The following is a 15,050-nucleotide window of genomic DNA, read 5'->3' on the forward strand; positions in this document are numbered from 1 at the left end:
AAGAGGGAGAGATATGGCGGGCATCGGACGGTGGCTGGCGAGGTGCGCGCTGGTGATTCCGGCGGCGGGAGCGATGGCGCAGGAGGTGCCGCAACCGGCAGCCGACCGGCCCAGCCCCGAGGCGTTCCGCGATCCGCCGGCCGAGGTGCGGCCCGGGACTTTCTATCACTGGATGAATGGGAACGTCTCAGCAGACGGTCTGGACGCCGATCTTGGCGCGATGCGGGAAATCGGCATCGGCAGCGTGATGGCGTTCGACGGGAGCAGCGATGTGCCCAAGGGGCCGGTCGACTATCTCAGTCCACAGTGGCTGGGACTGATGACGCACATGATGGCGAAAGCCGAGCAGCTTGGCATGAAGGTGGGGCTGCACAACGCGCCGGGCTGGTCGTCCTCGGGCGGGCCCTGGATCACCCCCGAGCGATCGATGCAGCAGCTCGTCTGGACCGAGACGACCGTGGCGGGTGGCAAGCCGATCACGGTGAAGCTGGCGCAACCCTATACGAAGCTTGGCTATTATCGCGACGCCGCGCTGATCGCCTTTCCGGCGAGCGCGGGCGACGACAGCCTGTACCGCGATGCAGTCGCCGAGATGCGGACGGCGAGCCCGGTCCCCTCGGCCGTGCTGACCGACCGGGACTTGAACACGGGCACGGATGCAACCCCCGATGCGCCGCTGACCATAAGGATGAAGTCGCCCTTCACCGCGCAGGCGGTGACTCTGTACAGCGACGCGCATGCCGGGCCGTTCAGTGCAAGCATCGAAGTCTCAAGTGACGGGAAGAGCTGGACGCGCATCGGCCAGGTCAGCGCGCCGGCGCAGCATGAGCGCGGGATCGAGGCGCCCGGCACGATCAACTTCGCACCGGTCACTGCCAGCTGGTTCCGCGTCACGCCGAAGGGGCGGCTGAAGCTCACCGAGGCGCTGTTCCATGCGACGCCGCGCATCGATGGCTGGGATTTGAAGGGCGAGCATCTGTTCCGTGCCTCGCCCGCCGTGGAGCCGCACCCGAGCGATCTGCGCAAGGCCGATGCGATCGATCCGGCGAAGGTGATCGACCTCACCGGCAAGCTCGATGCCAGCGGCACGCTGCGCTGGACGCCGCCGGCGGGGCGCTGGACGGTGCTGCGGCTGGGGCACACCAGCACCGCGCATCTGAACGTCGCGGCATCGGATGCCGGGCGGGGCCTCGAGGTCGACAAGCTCGATCCCGATGCGGTGGATTTCCAGTTCCAGAGCAGCGTCGGCAAGCTGGCCGAGGCTTCGGGCGGGTATCTCGGCAAGACCTTCGACATGCTGATGATCGACAGCTACGAAGCCGGGCTGCAGAACTGGACGGCGAAGCTGCCGCAGTTCTTCGCCAGGCAGAAGGGCTATGCGATCACGCCCTGGCTGCCGGCGCTGACCGGGCGGATCGTCGGCGATGCCGACCAGTCCGACCGCTTCCTGTTCGATTTCCGCGACACGCTCTCGGACCTGATGGCGGACAATTATTACGGCCGGATGCAGAGCCATGCCAACGCGATCGGCCTGCATTTCTATGCCGAGCCGTACGGCCCCGGCGCGTTCGACACGCTGCAGGTGTCGGGGCGGACGGAGGTGCCGAGCAGCGAGTTCTGGACGCGCACGCCCTGGACCGACAACCGATCGATGAAGATGGTGACGTCGGCGGCGCATGTGTACGGCAAGCCGGTGATCGCGGCGGAGAGCTTCACCGGCGAGGCGCAGACCAGCCGCTGGCAGGATTATCCCTATGCGATGAAGGCGCTGGGCGACCAGATGTTCGCGCTGGGGCTCAACCAGATCATCTTCCATCGCTATGCGCATCAGCCCAATCCCAAGGCGGCGCCGGGGATGGTGATGGGGCCGTGGGGGATCAACCTCGACCGGTCGAACACCTGGTTCGCCCAGGCCAAGCCGTGGATGCAGTATCTGGCGCGCAGCCAGTATCTGCTGCGCCAGGGCAATTACGTTGCCGATGTGCTGTTCTTCACCGGGGAGGAAACGCCCTATCAGGCCGAATATGCGCGGCCCGATGTGTCGCCGGACAGCAACCCGAAGATCGGGCAGTATTTCGAGCCGCATATCCCGCCGGGCTATCAATATGACCTGGTCAATGCCGAGGTGCTGCTGACCCGGGCGCGCGTGAAGGACGGGCGGATCGTGCTGGCGAACGGCGCGGACTATCGGCTGCTGGTGCTGCCCGCGACGCTTTCGAGCATGACGCCGCAGCTGGCGAGCAAGCTGCATGCGCTGGTCGAGCAGGGTGCGGTGATCCTCGGGCCGCGGCCGGTCCATTCGATGACGATGACGGGCGACGCGGATTTCCGCGCGGCGACCGAGGCGCTGTGGGGCGGCGGGGATGCGCCGCATAAGGTCGGCGCGGGAATGGTGTTCCCCAAGGGCAGCGTGCTCGAGGCGATGGACGCGCTCAAGGTCGGGCCTGACGCCCGGTGCGAGACGCGGACGCCCGACGGGCAGGTGGCGTGGCTGCACCGCAAGCTGGCGGGCAGCGAGATGTATTTCGTCGCCAATCGCCAGCGCCGCGCCGAGACGGTGACGTGCAGCTTCCGGGTCGGCAGTGCCGTGCCGTCGCTTTGGGATGCCGAGACGGGGACGGTCTCGCGGCCGGTGCTGTTCGCGAGCGATGCGGCGGAGACGAAGGTGACGTTCGACCTGTCGCCGGCCGGATCGACCTTTGTGATGCTCGACCCCGACAAGGGCGAGGCGCGGGCCGGCTGGATCGCGCGGGACGGCAAGCGGGTGGCGGAACTCGATCCGCCGGTCGCGGTACGGGCGGCGGCGCCGGAGGGCAGCTTCACGCTGTCGCTCTGGGCCAAGCCGGACATCGACCTGCGCGTGCTGCCCGACGAGAAGACCGAGGGGCGGATCAACGAGACCGGCAAGAACTACCTCATCAACGCGCGATCGGGGCGTGACCTGCACGGCGAGGGCAGTGCGATTGCCGGGCTGGCGATCGGCCGCAACGGCGCGATGGTGATCGAGCGGTCGAGCCCGGACAGCGTGCCGGCGGTGCTGGTAAGCCGGGTGCCGGTTTCCGGCTGGACGCATGTCGCTTTGGTCTATGATCGGGGCACACCGAGCCTCTATCTGAACGGCAAGCTGGTGCGCACCGGGCTGCGCAGCGGGCGGCGGGTGTTCGCGGGCGGCAGCGACGCGCCGCAGCCGCTGGGCGTGAGCTATTTCTTCGAGGGCAATTCGACGCCGCTCAAGACGGTGGCGCGGGCGCTGAGCGCGGACGAGATCGCTGCCGAAGCGGCGGGCGATCCGCCGGTGGCGCCGATCGCGGCGACGCCGGTGACGGTGGAGCGCGACGACACGGGCGGGCTGCGTGGCCTCGCCTGGGCGAGCGGGCGCTATACGCTGGAGGGTGGCAGCGGCTTCACCGCCAAGGTGCCCGAGCCGGTGACGGTGGCGGGGCCGTGGACGGTGCGCTTCCAGCCCGGGCGCGGGGCGCCCGAGAGCGTGGTTTTGCCGAAGCTGGAATCGCTTAGCCATCATGCCGATGACGGGGTGCGGCATTTCTCGGGGACCGCGACCTATCAGCGCAATATCGACGTACCGGCGAGCGCGCTGGGCAAGGGGCGGCGGGTCTATCTCGATCTGGGCCGGGTCGAGGTGCTGTCGGGCGTGACCGTGAACGGCAAGGATCTCGGCGTGGTATGGAAGGAGCCGTACCGCGTCGATATCACCGATGTGGTGAAGCCGGGGGCGAACAGCGTCTCGTTCGCCGTGACCAATCTCTGGGCCAACCGGATGATCGCCGATGCGGCGCTGCCCGAGGAAGGCAAGTTCGTCGATGCCGAATGGCAGATCGGCGAGAAGGTGGCGGCGGACGGCAGGAAGGTGCCAGTGATGGCGCGCAAGATCACCGCGCTGCCCGACTGGTACAAGGCCGGCGAAGCCAAGCCGGCGGGTGGACGGGTGGGTTTCACGCCCTGGACCTTCTATTCGGCGGACGAGCCGCTGCTCGATTCCGGGCTGCTCGGGCCGGTGCGGCTGGTGTTCGCGCAGGAGGTTTCGGTGAAGCGGGAGCGCTAGGTGGCATCAACCTTGGGTGTGGCAGCTGTTCCCCGGCGAACGCCGGGGCCCAGGGTCACAAGCGAGACGGCAGAGTAACCCTGGGCCCCGGCGTTCGCCGGGGAAGCGAAGGAGCGGGATGACGATGGATGCCTGAGGCCATGCAATACACCTTGCTCGGCAATAGCGGGCTGGTCGTCTCGCGGCTTGCGTTCGGCGCGCTGACGCTGACCCGGGACGATCCGATGCAGGGCCTTGCCAAGGTGCGCGGGGCGGATGCCGATGCGCTGGTCGGCCAGGCGCTCGATGCCGGGATCAACTTCTTCGACACCGCCGACATCTATGCGGGCGGCCAGTCCGAGGAAGTGCTGGGCAAGGCGCTGGCGCCGCATCGCGACGGCGTGGTGATCGCGACCAAGGTGATGGGGCGGATGGGCGCGCCGCTGGTGCAGGCGGGGCTGACCCGGCGGCACATCGGCTGGGCGATCGACCAGAGCCTGAGGCGGCTCGGGACGGACTGGGTGGACGTCTATATCGCGCACAACGAGGATGTGCGCACACCGCTGGAGGAGACGCTGGAGGCGCTCGACGCGGTCGTCCGCGCGGGCAAGGCGCGCTATCTCGGCTTCTCCAACTGGTCGGCCTGGAAGGTCGCCGCCGCGCTCGAGCTGCAGCGGGCCAATGGCTGGGCGCCGTTCACGCACGGGCAGATGTATTATTCGCTGCTCGGCCGCGACATCGAGCGCGACCTGATGATGATGCGGGGGCGCTACGGGATCGGGGTTACCGCGTGGAGCCCGCTGGCGGGCGGCTTCCTGTCGGGCAAATATGATCGCGACCGGCCGGGCGGGGCGGAGGATCGGCTGGCGGCGACCGGATACATGCCGTTCGACCGGGAGCTGGGCTTCGCGCTGGTCGACGAACTGCGCGCGATCGCGGGGGAGCTGGGGGCGAGCGTGGCGCAGGTGTCGCTGGCCTGGTTGCTCGCCAAGTCGGTGGACAGCGTGATCCTGGGGGCGTCGCGGCCCGAGCAGCTGGCCGACAATCTGGGAGCGGCGCAACTGGTGCTGCCCGATGACGTTGTGGCGCGGCTCGATGCGCTGACCGCGCCGGCCGAGCTCTACCCGCACTGGCATTGGCGCAACGCCGCCGACGGACCGCTGGAGGCGGCGCTTTCCGGGCGGGGGAGATAGCACCGGAACCGCGACGAGGGGCTGGCCACAAATACTATTATAACTGTAAGGAAGTGGACTGGCCGGCTATTCCGGTCCCCTGGAGAACCTTGAAAATGCTGGCCCGCCCGAACTTCAGCCGTTTTGCAGAGACAGCGCTGTCGAGCCACGATCAGGTGGCGCGGGCGCTGGGGGGCGAGATCCTGGCCGGCGTCTATCCGCCCGGCGCGAAGCTGCCCTCCGAGGCCGAGATGCTGGCGCGCTTCGGCGTGTCGCGCACCGTGCTGCGCGAGGCGTTCAAGACGCTGACCGCCAAGGGGCTGATCGTGTCGCGGACGCGGGTTGGCACCACCGTGCTCGACAGCGCGCACTGGAATTTCTTCGACGCCGATGTGCTGACCTGGAAGGTGTCGCAGGGCTTCGACATGGCGTTCGTGCGCGATCTCGCCGCGATCCGGCTGGCGATCGAGCCGGCGGCGGCGCAGGCGGCGGCCGAGCAGGCGACCGAGGCGGACATCGCACTGATGCGCGACTGTGTGGCGCGGATGGGCGATGCGCCGGGCGATGCGGGCGAGTTCGCCACCGCCGACCTAGAGTTCCACAAGGCAGTGGGCCAGGCTTCGGGCAATGTGCTGATGCGCTCGCTCTCCGCGGTGATCGAGACCGCGCTGCTCGCTTCGTTCCGGATGAGCTCGCCGGTGCGCGAGGCGGAAGTGCATGAGGAGAGCGTGAAGGGGCACAGCCGGATCGTCGATGCGATCGAGGCACGCGACGGCGAAGGCGCGGCGCAGGCGATGCGGGATATCATCGGGCACGGCTTCGCGCGGCTCGAGCGGGCGGGCAGCGGTGGGGCGCGGAAGAAGCGCGGCAAGGATTGATTCCGCAATTCTTCCCCCTGGTGGAGGATTTGCGTTACAAAGTTTGTCCGGCCTTGCGCCTCTGATTAGTATTATTATAAGCCTAGCGATAACGATCGGCGCGCCGCGTAAGGGTAGCCGATTCCATGTGAGAGGATCGCTATGAAGGGCTTCGAAAAGGCCGGAATTTCGCGTCGCGAGTTCGTCCATTGCGCTGCGTGCGCGACTGCCGCTGCCGGCACGACGATCGCGAGCCCCGCAGCGCTGGCGGCCGCCGCCGCGGTGGCGGGCGGCAAGGAAGCCGTGCACGAGTTCGCCTATGGCAAAGTCCGGCTGACCGGCGGGCGGATCAAGCAGCAATACGACCATATCCAGTCGCATTACCTGGCGCTCGACAATGACCGGGTGCTCAAGGTGTTCCGCGAGAATGCCGGGCTGCCGGCGCCGGGCCCGAACATGGGCGGCTGGTACGACAAGGATGGCTTCGTCCCCGGGCTGACGATCGGCCAGTATATCTCGGGCCTCGCCCGGCTTGGCGCCACCACCGGCGACAAGGACATCCACGCCAAGGTCGCAGCCCTCGTCCAGGGGTTCGGCGAGGCGTTCGTCAAGGGCAGCAACCCCTATGCCGGTCCCAAGGCGCAGGACCAGTGGGCCGCCTATGTGATGGACAAGTACGTCGTCGGCATGATCGACGCGTACCGGCTGTCGGGCGTCGAGCAGGCGAAGAAGCTGCTGCCGATCATCATCGAGAAGTGCCGGCCCTATATCTCGCCGGTCTCGCGGGATCGCATCGGCAAGGTGAACCCGCCGTATGACGAAACCTATATCATGTCGGAGAACCTGTTCCACGTCGCCGACATCACCGGCGACCAGAAGTATCGCGACATGGCGGTGCACTATCTGCTCGACAAGGAATGGTTCGATCCGCTCGCGGCCGGGCAGGACGTGCTGCCGGAGAAGCATGCCTATAGCCACACGATCGCGCTGAGCTCGGGCGCGCAGGCCTATCTGCACCTGGGCGACGACAAGTATCGCAAGGCGCTGGAAAATGCCTGGAAGTTCATGGAGCCGCAGCGCTTCGCCTCGGGCGGCTGGGGGCCGGAGGAGCAGTTCGTGCACCTCCACCAGGGCAAGCTCGCCGCGAGCCTGAAGAGCTCCAAGGCGCATTTCGAGACGCCGTGCGGCGCCTTTGCCGACCTCAAGCTGGCGCGCTACCTGATGCGCTTCACCGGCGACGCGCGCTATGGCGACGGGCTGGAGCGGACGCTGTACAACACGATGCTGGCCGTCCGCCTGCCCGACAGCGACGGCGGCTATCCCTATTATTCGGACTACGGCGCGGCGGGCGAGAAGCGCTACTATCACCAGAAATGGCCGTGCTGCTCGGGCACGCTGGTGCAGGGCGTGGCGGACTATGTGCTGAACCTCTATTTCCATGACGACGACAGCCTGCTGGTCAACATGTACGCGCCGTCCGAAGTCAGCTGGGATCGCGCCGGCGGCACGGTCGAGGTGGTGCAGGAGACCGAGTATCCGGCGCGCGACACGGTGAAGCTCAAGGTGCGCAAGGCCGGCAATGGCCGCTTCGCGATGAAGCTGCGCATCCCGGCCTGGACCAAGGGCGCGACGCTCAAGGTCAACGGCGTAGCCCAGGCCGCGACGCCGGGCACGCTCGCGGTGGTCAAGCGGACATGGAAGGCGGGCGATGTGGTCGAGCTGACCATCCCGCAGCCGCTGCGCACGCTGCCGATCGACGATCAGAACCCCAACCTCGCCGCCGTGATGCGCGGTGCGGTGATGTATGCCGGGATTAACCCGTGGGACGGCATCGACCAGCAGGCCATCGCGCTGCCCGGCGCGCTGGAGGCGATGCCCGACCAGGACCAGGCCTACCGCGTGAAGGTGGATGGCCGGAACCTCGTCTTCATCCCCTATTTCAACGTCGATACCGAGCGTTCGACCACCTATTTCAAGACGGCCTGATCGGATGGAACCGCGGATCTACGCTACCTACTGGATCGAAACCGCTTTCCCGCTCGCGCAGGCGGCGGCGACGATGGCCGGCGAGCAATCGACCGGCACCTTCGTCCGCGTGCCGGGCGAGACCGATGAGCTGCGCGAGGCCCATGCGGCCCGTGTCGAGGAACTGACCGAGCTGGGCGAAGTCGCGGTGCCGTCGCTGCCGGGATCGGGGCTGCCCAAATCGGGTGACGCGACCCGGCGGGCGGCACGCGTGGTGCTGTCCTGGCCGGTGTCGAACATGGGGCTGTCGCTTCCCAATCTGCTGGCGACGGTCAACGGCAACCTCAGCGAGCTCAAGGCCTTTTCGGGCCTGCGGCTGATCGACCTGAAGCTGCCGCCCGAATTCCTCACCCGTTACCAGGGGCCGCAATTCGGCGTGGAGGGCACGCGCAAGCTGGCCGGGGTGCATGGTCGCCCGATCATCGGCACGATCATCAAGCCGAGCGTCGGCCTCTCCCCCGAAGCGACCGCCGAGCAGGTGCGCGGGCTGGTCGAGGCCGGGATCGACTTCATCAAGGATGACGAGCTCCAGGCCGACGGGCCGCATTGTCCGTTCAACGAGCGGGTGAGCGCGGTCATGCGCGTCATCAACGATCATGCGCAGCGCACCGGCAAGAAGGTGATGTACGCCGCGAACCTGACCGGCGAGATCGACGAGATGCTGGCGCGGCACGACCATGTTCTGGCCGAGGGCGGCACCTGCATCATGGCGAGCATGAACTCGATCGGCCTGCCGGCGATGAAGGTGCTGCGCGCCCATTCGCAGCTGCCGATCCACGGGCACCGCAACGGCTGGGGCATGCTCGGCCGCTCGCCGGCGATCGGGATGAGCTATATCGCCTTCCAGAAGCTGTGGCGGCTTGCGGGCATCGACCACACGCATGTCAACGGCATCGACAACAAGTTCTGCGAGACCAATGAGAGCGTGATCGCATCGGCCCGCGAATGCCTGACGCCGATGTTCGACGCGCCGAACAAGGGCTGCGAGATCATGCCGGTCTTCTCCTCGGGCCAGTCGGCCCGGCAGGCGGCGCCGACCTATGCCGCGCTCGGATCGGTCGATTGCATGTTCGCCGCCGGCGGCGGGATCATGGCGCATCCGGGCGGCCCGGCGGCAGGCGTGCGCGCGCTGCGCCAGGCCTGGGATGCGGCGGTTGCCGGGGTGCCGGCCGAGCAGGCGGCGAAGGACGCGCCCGAACTGGCGGCGGCGCTGGGGGCGTTTGGGGGATGATCCGCCACCGTCGTCATCCCGGCGAAAGCCGGGATCTCGCGCGGCTCCTGTCCCGTGCCTTCGCCTGAGATCCCGGCTTTCGCCGGGATGACGGATGAGAGTGAAATGACCGACCTTCTCTACGGCTTTTACGGCGACGATTTCACCGGCTCCACCGATGTGCTCGAGCAGCTTGCCGAAGGCGGGGTGCCGGCGGTGCTGTTCCTGCGCGCGCCCGATGCGGCGCTGCGGGCGCGCTTTGCCGACGTGCGCGCGATCGGCATTGCCGGGGACAGCCGCAGCCAATCGCCCGCGTGGATGGACGCGCATCTTCCCCCCGCCTTCGCGGCGCTGGGGGAGGGAGCGACGGTCCATTACAAGACCTGCTCAACCTTCGATTCCAGCCCGACCACCGGATCGATCGGCCGCGCGATCGAGCTGGGCCGGGCGGCGTTTCCGGGCAAGGCGGCGATCCTGGTCGGCGCGCCGCACCTGCGCCGCTATGTCGCGTTCGGCAATCTGTTCGCGGCGGCGGGCGCCGAGGTGTTCCGCATCGATCGCCACCCGACCATGGCGCGCCATCCGGTAACGCCGATGCACGAGGCCGACCTGATCCGCCATCTCGCCGGGCAGAGCGAAGCACGGGTGGCGCTGGTGTCGCTGGAAGCGATCCGGGCCGGGCAGGCGGGCGCGGGGTTCGACGCGGCCGATGCCGATGCAGTGCTGTTCGACGGCGTCGCGATGGAGGATCTGGCGGCGGCGGGCGAGGTGCTGCTGTCGCGCGGCGTGCGCTTCGCGGCGGGCAGCTCAGGCGTGACCCGGGCGCTGGTGCTGGCCTGGCAGGCGGCCGGGCTGATCGACGGGCGACCGGCGGAGGTGCGCGCCGGGGCGGTCGACCGGTTGCTGGTAGTGAGCGGGAGCTGCTCGCCGGCGACGGCGCGGCAGATCGGGCGGAGTGCGGCGGATGGCTTCGCCGCGACGCTGGCAGATGTCGGCGCGCTGCTGGAGGGGTCTTCGGCGGAAGAGGCGCGGCTGGCCGATGCGGCGCTGGCGGCGCTGGCCGGGCAGGGCAAGGCGCTGATCCATTCGGCCGAGGGGCCACTGGACGCGACGGCACCGGCGGCGGGCGAGAAGCTGGGTCAGGCATTGGGCCGGGTTGCCGCGCAGGTGGTGCGCCGGGCCGGATTGCAGCGGCTGCTGTTCGCGGGCGGCGACACGTCGAGCCACGGCGTCGCGCAGCTCGGCATCGACGCGCTGACCTGGGCCGCACCGATCGAACGCGGCGCGCCGCTGGTGCGGGCGCATGCTGCCGATCCTGCCGTGGATGGGCTCGAGCTGGTGCTCAAGGGCGGGCAGATGGGCGGGGACGGGTTTTTCGAGACGGTTCGGCTGGGGGGATAGGTTTGGGGCCTATCAGCGTCGGGCTTTCCCAGGATGCCGCCTCACTCCGGCCTTGTGCCCGGCAGCCACCAATCCGCGCGGACGGAATAGGTCAAAGGCCCGTAGGGGTATGCGGAGGTTGATCTCCCGCGTAGCATCTGATTCTCGACAGCGGGGGAGATCAGGATGCTGTTGTTCGCATTGGTGCAAGCTCTGAATTGCCAATCCATGCCCGTGTGCCCAACGAAAGGGCAATTACTTGAAGCGGTTATCGAGCGGGACTCTGAAGAATTTGGCAGAGCTACGGCCGGTCTTTCGGTGCTCGACGGGGATATGGAGTTCGTCAAGACGACAAACGACCCCAGAATCAGCGATATAGCATGCGTCGATGCGACAGATGCGTTGGGACCGGCAGTCGATTGTCGATATACGGTCAAATATCGATCTTTCGCTATCCTTGAGATAGCTACCCTGAAGCCTAGAGCCGACAATAGATGGCGGATCGAGAGCTCCAAGAGCATGAAGCATCCTCGACGTTAGTTCGGCGCCGCCGGTTCATCGGGCTTTGAAGCTGAAGGCAAGAGCCCAGGCCGTCGGCATTTCGCTATTTTCGTTCCCCCGGCGAAGGCCGGGGCCCAGTTGCGATGTCGTTCGTGAGGTTCCTGCGCCATCGATACTGCGCCGAAACTGGGCCCCGGCCTTCGCCGGGGAAGGGGTGGGGTTGAGCGAACACACCACCCCGCCTTCTTGCTCCCCTCCCTGCAAGGGAGGGGTTGGGGGTGGGTTGCGAGCGTAGCGAGCTCAGCTGGCCGTTGGGGGAGAAAAGAAAAGGCCGGGCATCGAGCCCGACCTTTTCTAACCCACCCCTTGCCCCTCCCTTGCAGGGAGGGGAATTGTTGCCTCTCACCGCTGCAGCACCGCGACACCCTCACTGCCCAGCGTAACCTTGCTCACCTTCCCACCCGCCAGCAGGTCGGTCATCGCCGCCGGCAGGACCACCTCGCGCGGCTCCCGGCTATGGTTGACCAGGATGACGATGCGCTTGCCCTGGCCCTCGCGGGTCATCAGCTCGACATCCTCGGGCACGGCGAAATCGCGCGATACCCTGGCGTCGGCGAGGGCGGTGTCGATAAGGGTCTTCATCACGCCGTCATCGACCAGCGCGCCGACATAGGTGATGCTGCCCTTGCCGACCTTGCGCGAGATCGCGGCGGGCTTGCCGTCGAGCCAGCCATTGGCCTTGCCGTAGCGCAGCAGCACCTGGGTGTCCGGTGCGCTGGTCGAGAGCATTTCGGCCCAGATCGTTGCCTTGCCGGTGCCAACCTCGATCGGCTCGTCGAGCGCGTAGAATTGCTCGACCTGGCCGCCGAGCAGTTCGGCGAGCGGGCCGGGCTGGCGGACGGTGTCTAGGCGGTTGTACTCGTCCTTCATGCCCGAGCGGGGCCCAAGGATCAGGTGCCCGCCGCCGCGGACATAGTCGGTCAGGCGCTTGGCAGTCGCGTCCGTGATGACGTTGAGGCTGGGGGCGACGACCAGTTTGTAGCCGGCCAGCGGGGCTTCCGCTGCCTCGACGACATCGACGGCGCCCAGCGCGTTCTTGAGCGGCTGGTAATAGTCGAGCAGCGTCTCGATCTGGTCGTAATCCTTGTGGTGGAGCTGGAAGTCGATCGCCCAGCGGCTCGGATAGTCCTGGAGGATCGCGACCGGGGAGACCGGGGTGGTGCCGGCCAGCGCCGGCGAGGCGGCCTTCATCTCGCGGCCGATCTGCTGGATCTCGGGATAGACGGGCAGCGGCTTGCCGTCGGGGCCGACGATCGAGCCGTGCATCGTCTCCTGGCCGTTCAGCGCGTTGCGCCACTGCCAGTAGAGCACCGCGTCGGCGCCGTGGCCGACCGCCTGCCAGGCGACTGCGCGGGTCTCGCCGGGATAGAGCATGTTGCTGACCGGCGCCCAGTTCACGAAGCCGGGCTGGGTTTCCATCACCCAGAAATTCTTGCGCTTCCAGCCGCGCACGAGGTCGTGGGTGGCGCCCATGCGATAGGGCTTCACATGGCCCATGCCGACATATTCGTCCCAGGAAGCGAAATCGAGGTCGCGGTTCATCTCGTAGCGATCGAAGCGATTGGCCCAGCCGAGCCCGCCGAAGTTGATCGTGATGAACTGCTTGTCGCCGACCACGGCGCGGACCGCGTCGATCTGGTTGCGGTGGAAGGCGCGCCACTGCGAGGTGATGAAGCGCTTGAGCTCGAGCATCCAGCCGGGATTGGCCTTGTCGCTGTTGAACGGCACCTGCTCCCAGGCGGTGTAGGTCTGCGACCAATATTCGGTGGTCCAGGCGGCGTTGAGCTTGTCGAGCGTGCCGTAGCGCTGCTTGAGCCACGCCACCCAGGCGGCGCGGGCTTCGGGGTCATAGCTCTCGTCGGTCGGCTCGTTGCCGATCTGCCAACCGATGACATTGGGCTCGTCCTTGAGCGCCTGGGCCATGCGGGTGACGATGTCGCGGGCGAACGTCCGATAGCGGCTTGAGGAGATCGAGAATTGCCGGCGGCTGCCATGGCCGATCTGCTTGCCGGTGCCGTCGATCTGCAGCGTGTCCGGGTATTTCTGGGTCATCCAGGCCGGGGGCGTGTCGGTCGGCGTGCCGATGACGACCTTCATGCCGTATTTGTTGGCCATGCGGACGGCGCGGACCAGCCAGTCCATGTCGTACTTGCCTTCCTCCGGCTCCATCTTGCTCCAGGCATATTCGCCGATGCGGACGACATTGGCGCCGTGGCCCTGCATCAGGCGGAGATCCTCGGCCCAGGCGCTTTCGGGCCATTGCTCGGGATACCATGCCGAACCGATATAGAGGCGTTCGTGCGCGACCTTGGCGGCGGCGGGGGAGGCCTTTTGCGCTTCCTGCTGCGCAAGCGCGGGCAGCGGGGCGGCGGCGCCGGCGAGCAGGAGGGCGGTGGCGAGGGCGAAGGTCTTCACTGGTTATTCCCCTTGGCGTCGTCGAGCACGAGCGCCCAGTCATTGCCCGGTGCGGTCTTGCCGGGCGGCGTGAACAGGCGGACGCCCGTGTTGGCGAAAGTGCCGATCGGCGTGCTTGCCCCGGTGCGCGGATCGAACCAGGCGGCGCGGACGCGGGTGCCGCTGATCTTGCCCATCCGGACATGGAAGGGGCGGCCGGTATAGGTATAGGCGATGGCGTAGCTCTTGCCGCGGGTGGCGGCGACGCGCTCGTAGCGCGGGCCGCTGTCGGGGATCAGCGACTGATCGGGCACGCGCTCGAAGAAGGGGCGCGAGAGGATCAGGTCCTTGAGGTGGTGCATCTGGCTGCCACCGGGGGCGTCTAGCCCTTCCTGCCAGGAGAGCTTGGGCCAATAGGCATTGGCCTTCTTGCCCGGCGTGAAGAACTGCATGACGCTGTTTTCGCCATAGGTGTGGCCGAAGGCGCCGGCGAGGACCGACCACCAGGCATAGCGGCGTGCGTCGGCGGCGCCCCAGCGCGGCTCGGGCGCGCGATCGAGGCCGTGGGGGATGTTCTCGTAGCTCGGCTCGGCGTCGATCGTCGGCTTGGCCGGGCTGCGCGAGAGATCGTCGGTGGTGTAGACCCAGTTATCCTCGCCGCGCGCGTTGAGCTGGTGGTCCTGCGCATAGCTCTGGTGGCCCGACTGGTACATGTTGAAATCGAGCCAGGGCGCGTCGTGGAACATCCAGGACGAGCTGGCGCGGCCGGCCGGGTGATAGGTCATCAGATGGTTGGGATCGATCGCGCGGATCGTCTTTCCGAGAATGTCCCAGGCGAGCGGGGAGAGCTCGGGATAGCGATCGCCGCCGTTGACCCAGATCAGGTTGGGCTTGTTCTTGTAGCGCTCGGCGGCGAAGCGGCCGATCACCGGGGCGGTATCGGCGTTGAGCAGGCGGAAATCGGCGAAGTCGCCCCAGACCGGCACCAGCGCGATGTAGAGGCCGTGCGCGGCGGCACGGTCGAACACCCAGTCGAGATGGTCCCAATAGTCATATTCGCCGGGCTTGGCGGGATCGTTGCCGGGGGTGACGCGCGGGCGGGTGAGGTCGCCTTCCACCAGGGCCGGGCCGGCGACGGGGTTCTCCATCTTCGGCCCGTGCAGCATCATCACCTGGATGACGTTGTAGCCCTGCGCCTCGCGCTTGGCGAAATAGGCTTCGGTCTCCTCGCGGTTGAGCTTGCCGAGCAGCAGCCAGCCGGTGTCGCCGAGCCAGAAGAAGGGCTTGCCGTTCGATTCCAGATAGCGGCCGTTCGCCGATAGCTTGAGCGGCGGCGTGCGGTCCTGCGCGGACACAGCGGATGTGGCGAGCGAGCATCCGGCGGCGGCGATCAGCCAGCGCATGTCTTC

General features: G+C 67.5%; 8 protein-coding genes. 6 read left to right on the forward strand and 2 right to left on the reverse strand.

Features of this window, described 5'->3' with window-relative positions; all coding sequences use genetic code 11:
• Positions 1 to 13: 13 nt before the first annotated feature.
• The 6 genes from AC1RJ5_RS21370 to AC1RJ5_RS21395 all read left to right on the forward strand — a co-directional run bounded on the left by AC1RJ5_RS21370 (position 14) and on the right by AC1RJ5_RS21395 (position 10,707).
• Complete coding sequence (locus tag AC1RJ5_RS21370; RefSeq protein WP_493115589.1) at positions 14 to 4,063, forward strand: glycosyl hydrolase; 4,050 nt, start codon at positions 14 to 16, stop codon at positions 4,061 to 4,063.
• Between the two features lie 128 nt (positions 4,064 to 4,191).
• Positions 4,192 to 5,235 (forward strand): aldo/keto reductase, encoded by a 1,044-nt coding sequence (locus AC1RJ5_RS21375; protein ID WP_493115591.1) that lies wholly within the window; start codon positions 4,192 to 4,194, stop codon positions 5,233 to 5,235.
• Positions 5,236 to 5,330: 95 nt separating this feature from the next.
• The gene (locus tag AC1RJ5_RS21380; protein ID WP_493115593.1) at positions 5,331 to 6,092 is read left to right on the forward strand and encodes a FadR/GntR family transcriptional regulator; all 762 of its coding nucleotides are present in this window, start codon (positions 5,331 to 5,333) and stop codon (positions 6,090 to 6,092) included.
• A 141-nt stretch (positions 6,093 to 6,233) separates the two neighbouring features.
• On the forward strand, positions 6,234 to 8,057 hold the full coding sequence (locus AC1RJ5_RS21385) for a beta-L-arabinofuranosidase domain-containing protein (RefSeq protein WP_493115595.1): 1,824 nt from the start codon (positions 6,234 to 6,236) through the stop codon (positions 8,055 to 8,057).
• Between the two features lie 4 nt (positions 8,058 to 8,061).
• A complete protein-coding gene (locus AC1RJ5_RS21390) occupies positions 8,062 to 9,327 on the forward strand; it encodes a ribulose-bisphosphate carboxylase large subunit family protein (RefSeq protein ID WP_342249852.1) in 1,266 nt (421 codons plus the stop codon).
• A gap of 105 nt (positions 9,328 to 9,432) precedes the next feature.
• Positions 9,433 to 10,707, forward strand: coding sequence for a four-carbon acid sugar kinase family protein (locus tag AC1RJ5_RS21395; protein WP_493115597.1), 1,275 nt, complete (start codon positions 9,433 to 9,435; stop codon positions 10,705 to 10,707).
• Between the two features lie 882 nt (positions 10,708 to 11,589).
• Here the strand turns inward: AC1RJ5_RS21395 and AC1RJ5_RS21400 are convergent.
• On the reverse strand, positions 11,590 to 13,662 hold the full coding sequence (locus tag AC1RJ5_RS21400) for a beta-galactosidase (RefSeq protein WP_493115599.1): 2,073 nt from the start codon (positions 13,660 to 13,662) through the stop codon (positions 11,590 to 11,592).
• Complete coding sequence (locus AC1RJ5_RS21405) at positions 13,659 to 15,044, reverse strand: glycoside hydrolase family 140 protein (protein WP_493115601.1); 1,386 nt, start codon at positions 15,042 to 15,044, stop codon at positions 13,659 to 13,661. Before AC1RJ5_RS21405 ends, AC1RJ5_RS21400 begins: the two co-directional genes overlap by 4 nt.
• Positions 15,045 to 15,050 lie beyond the last annotated feature (6 nt).

The organism is Sphingomonas sp. GW822-FHT03G08 (assembly GCF_058801135.1).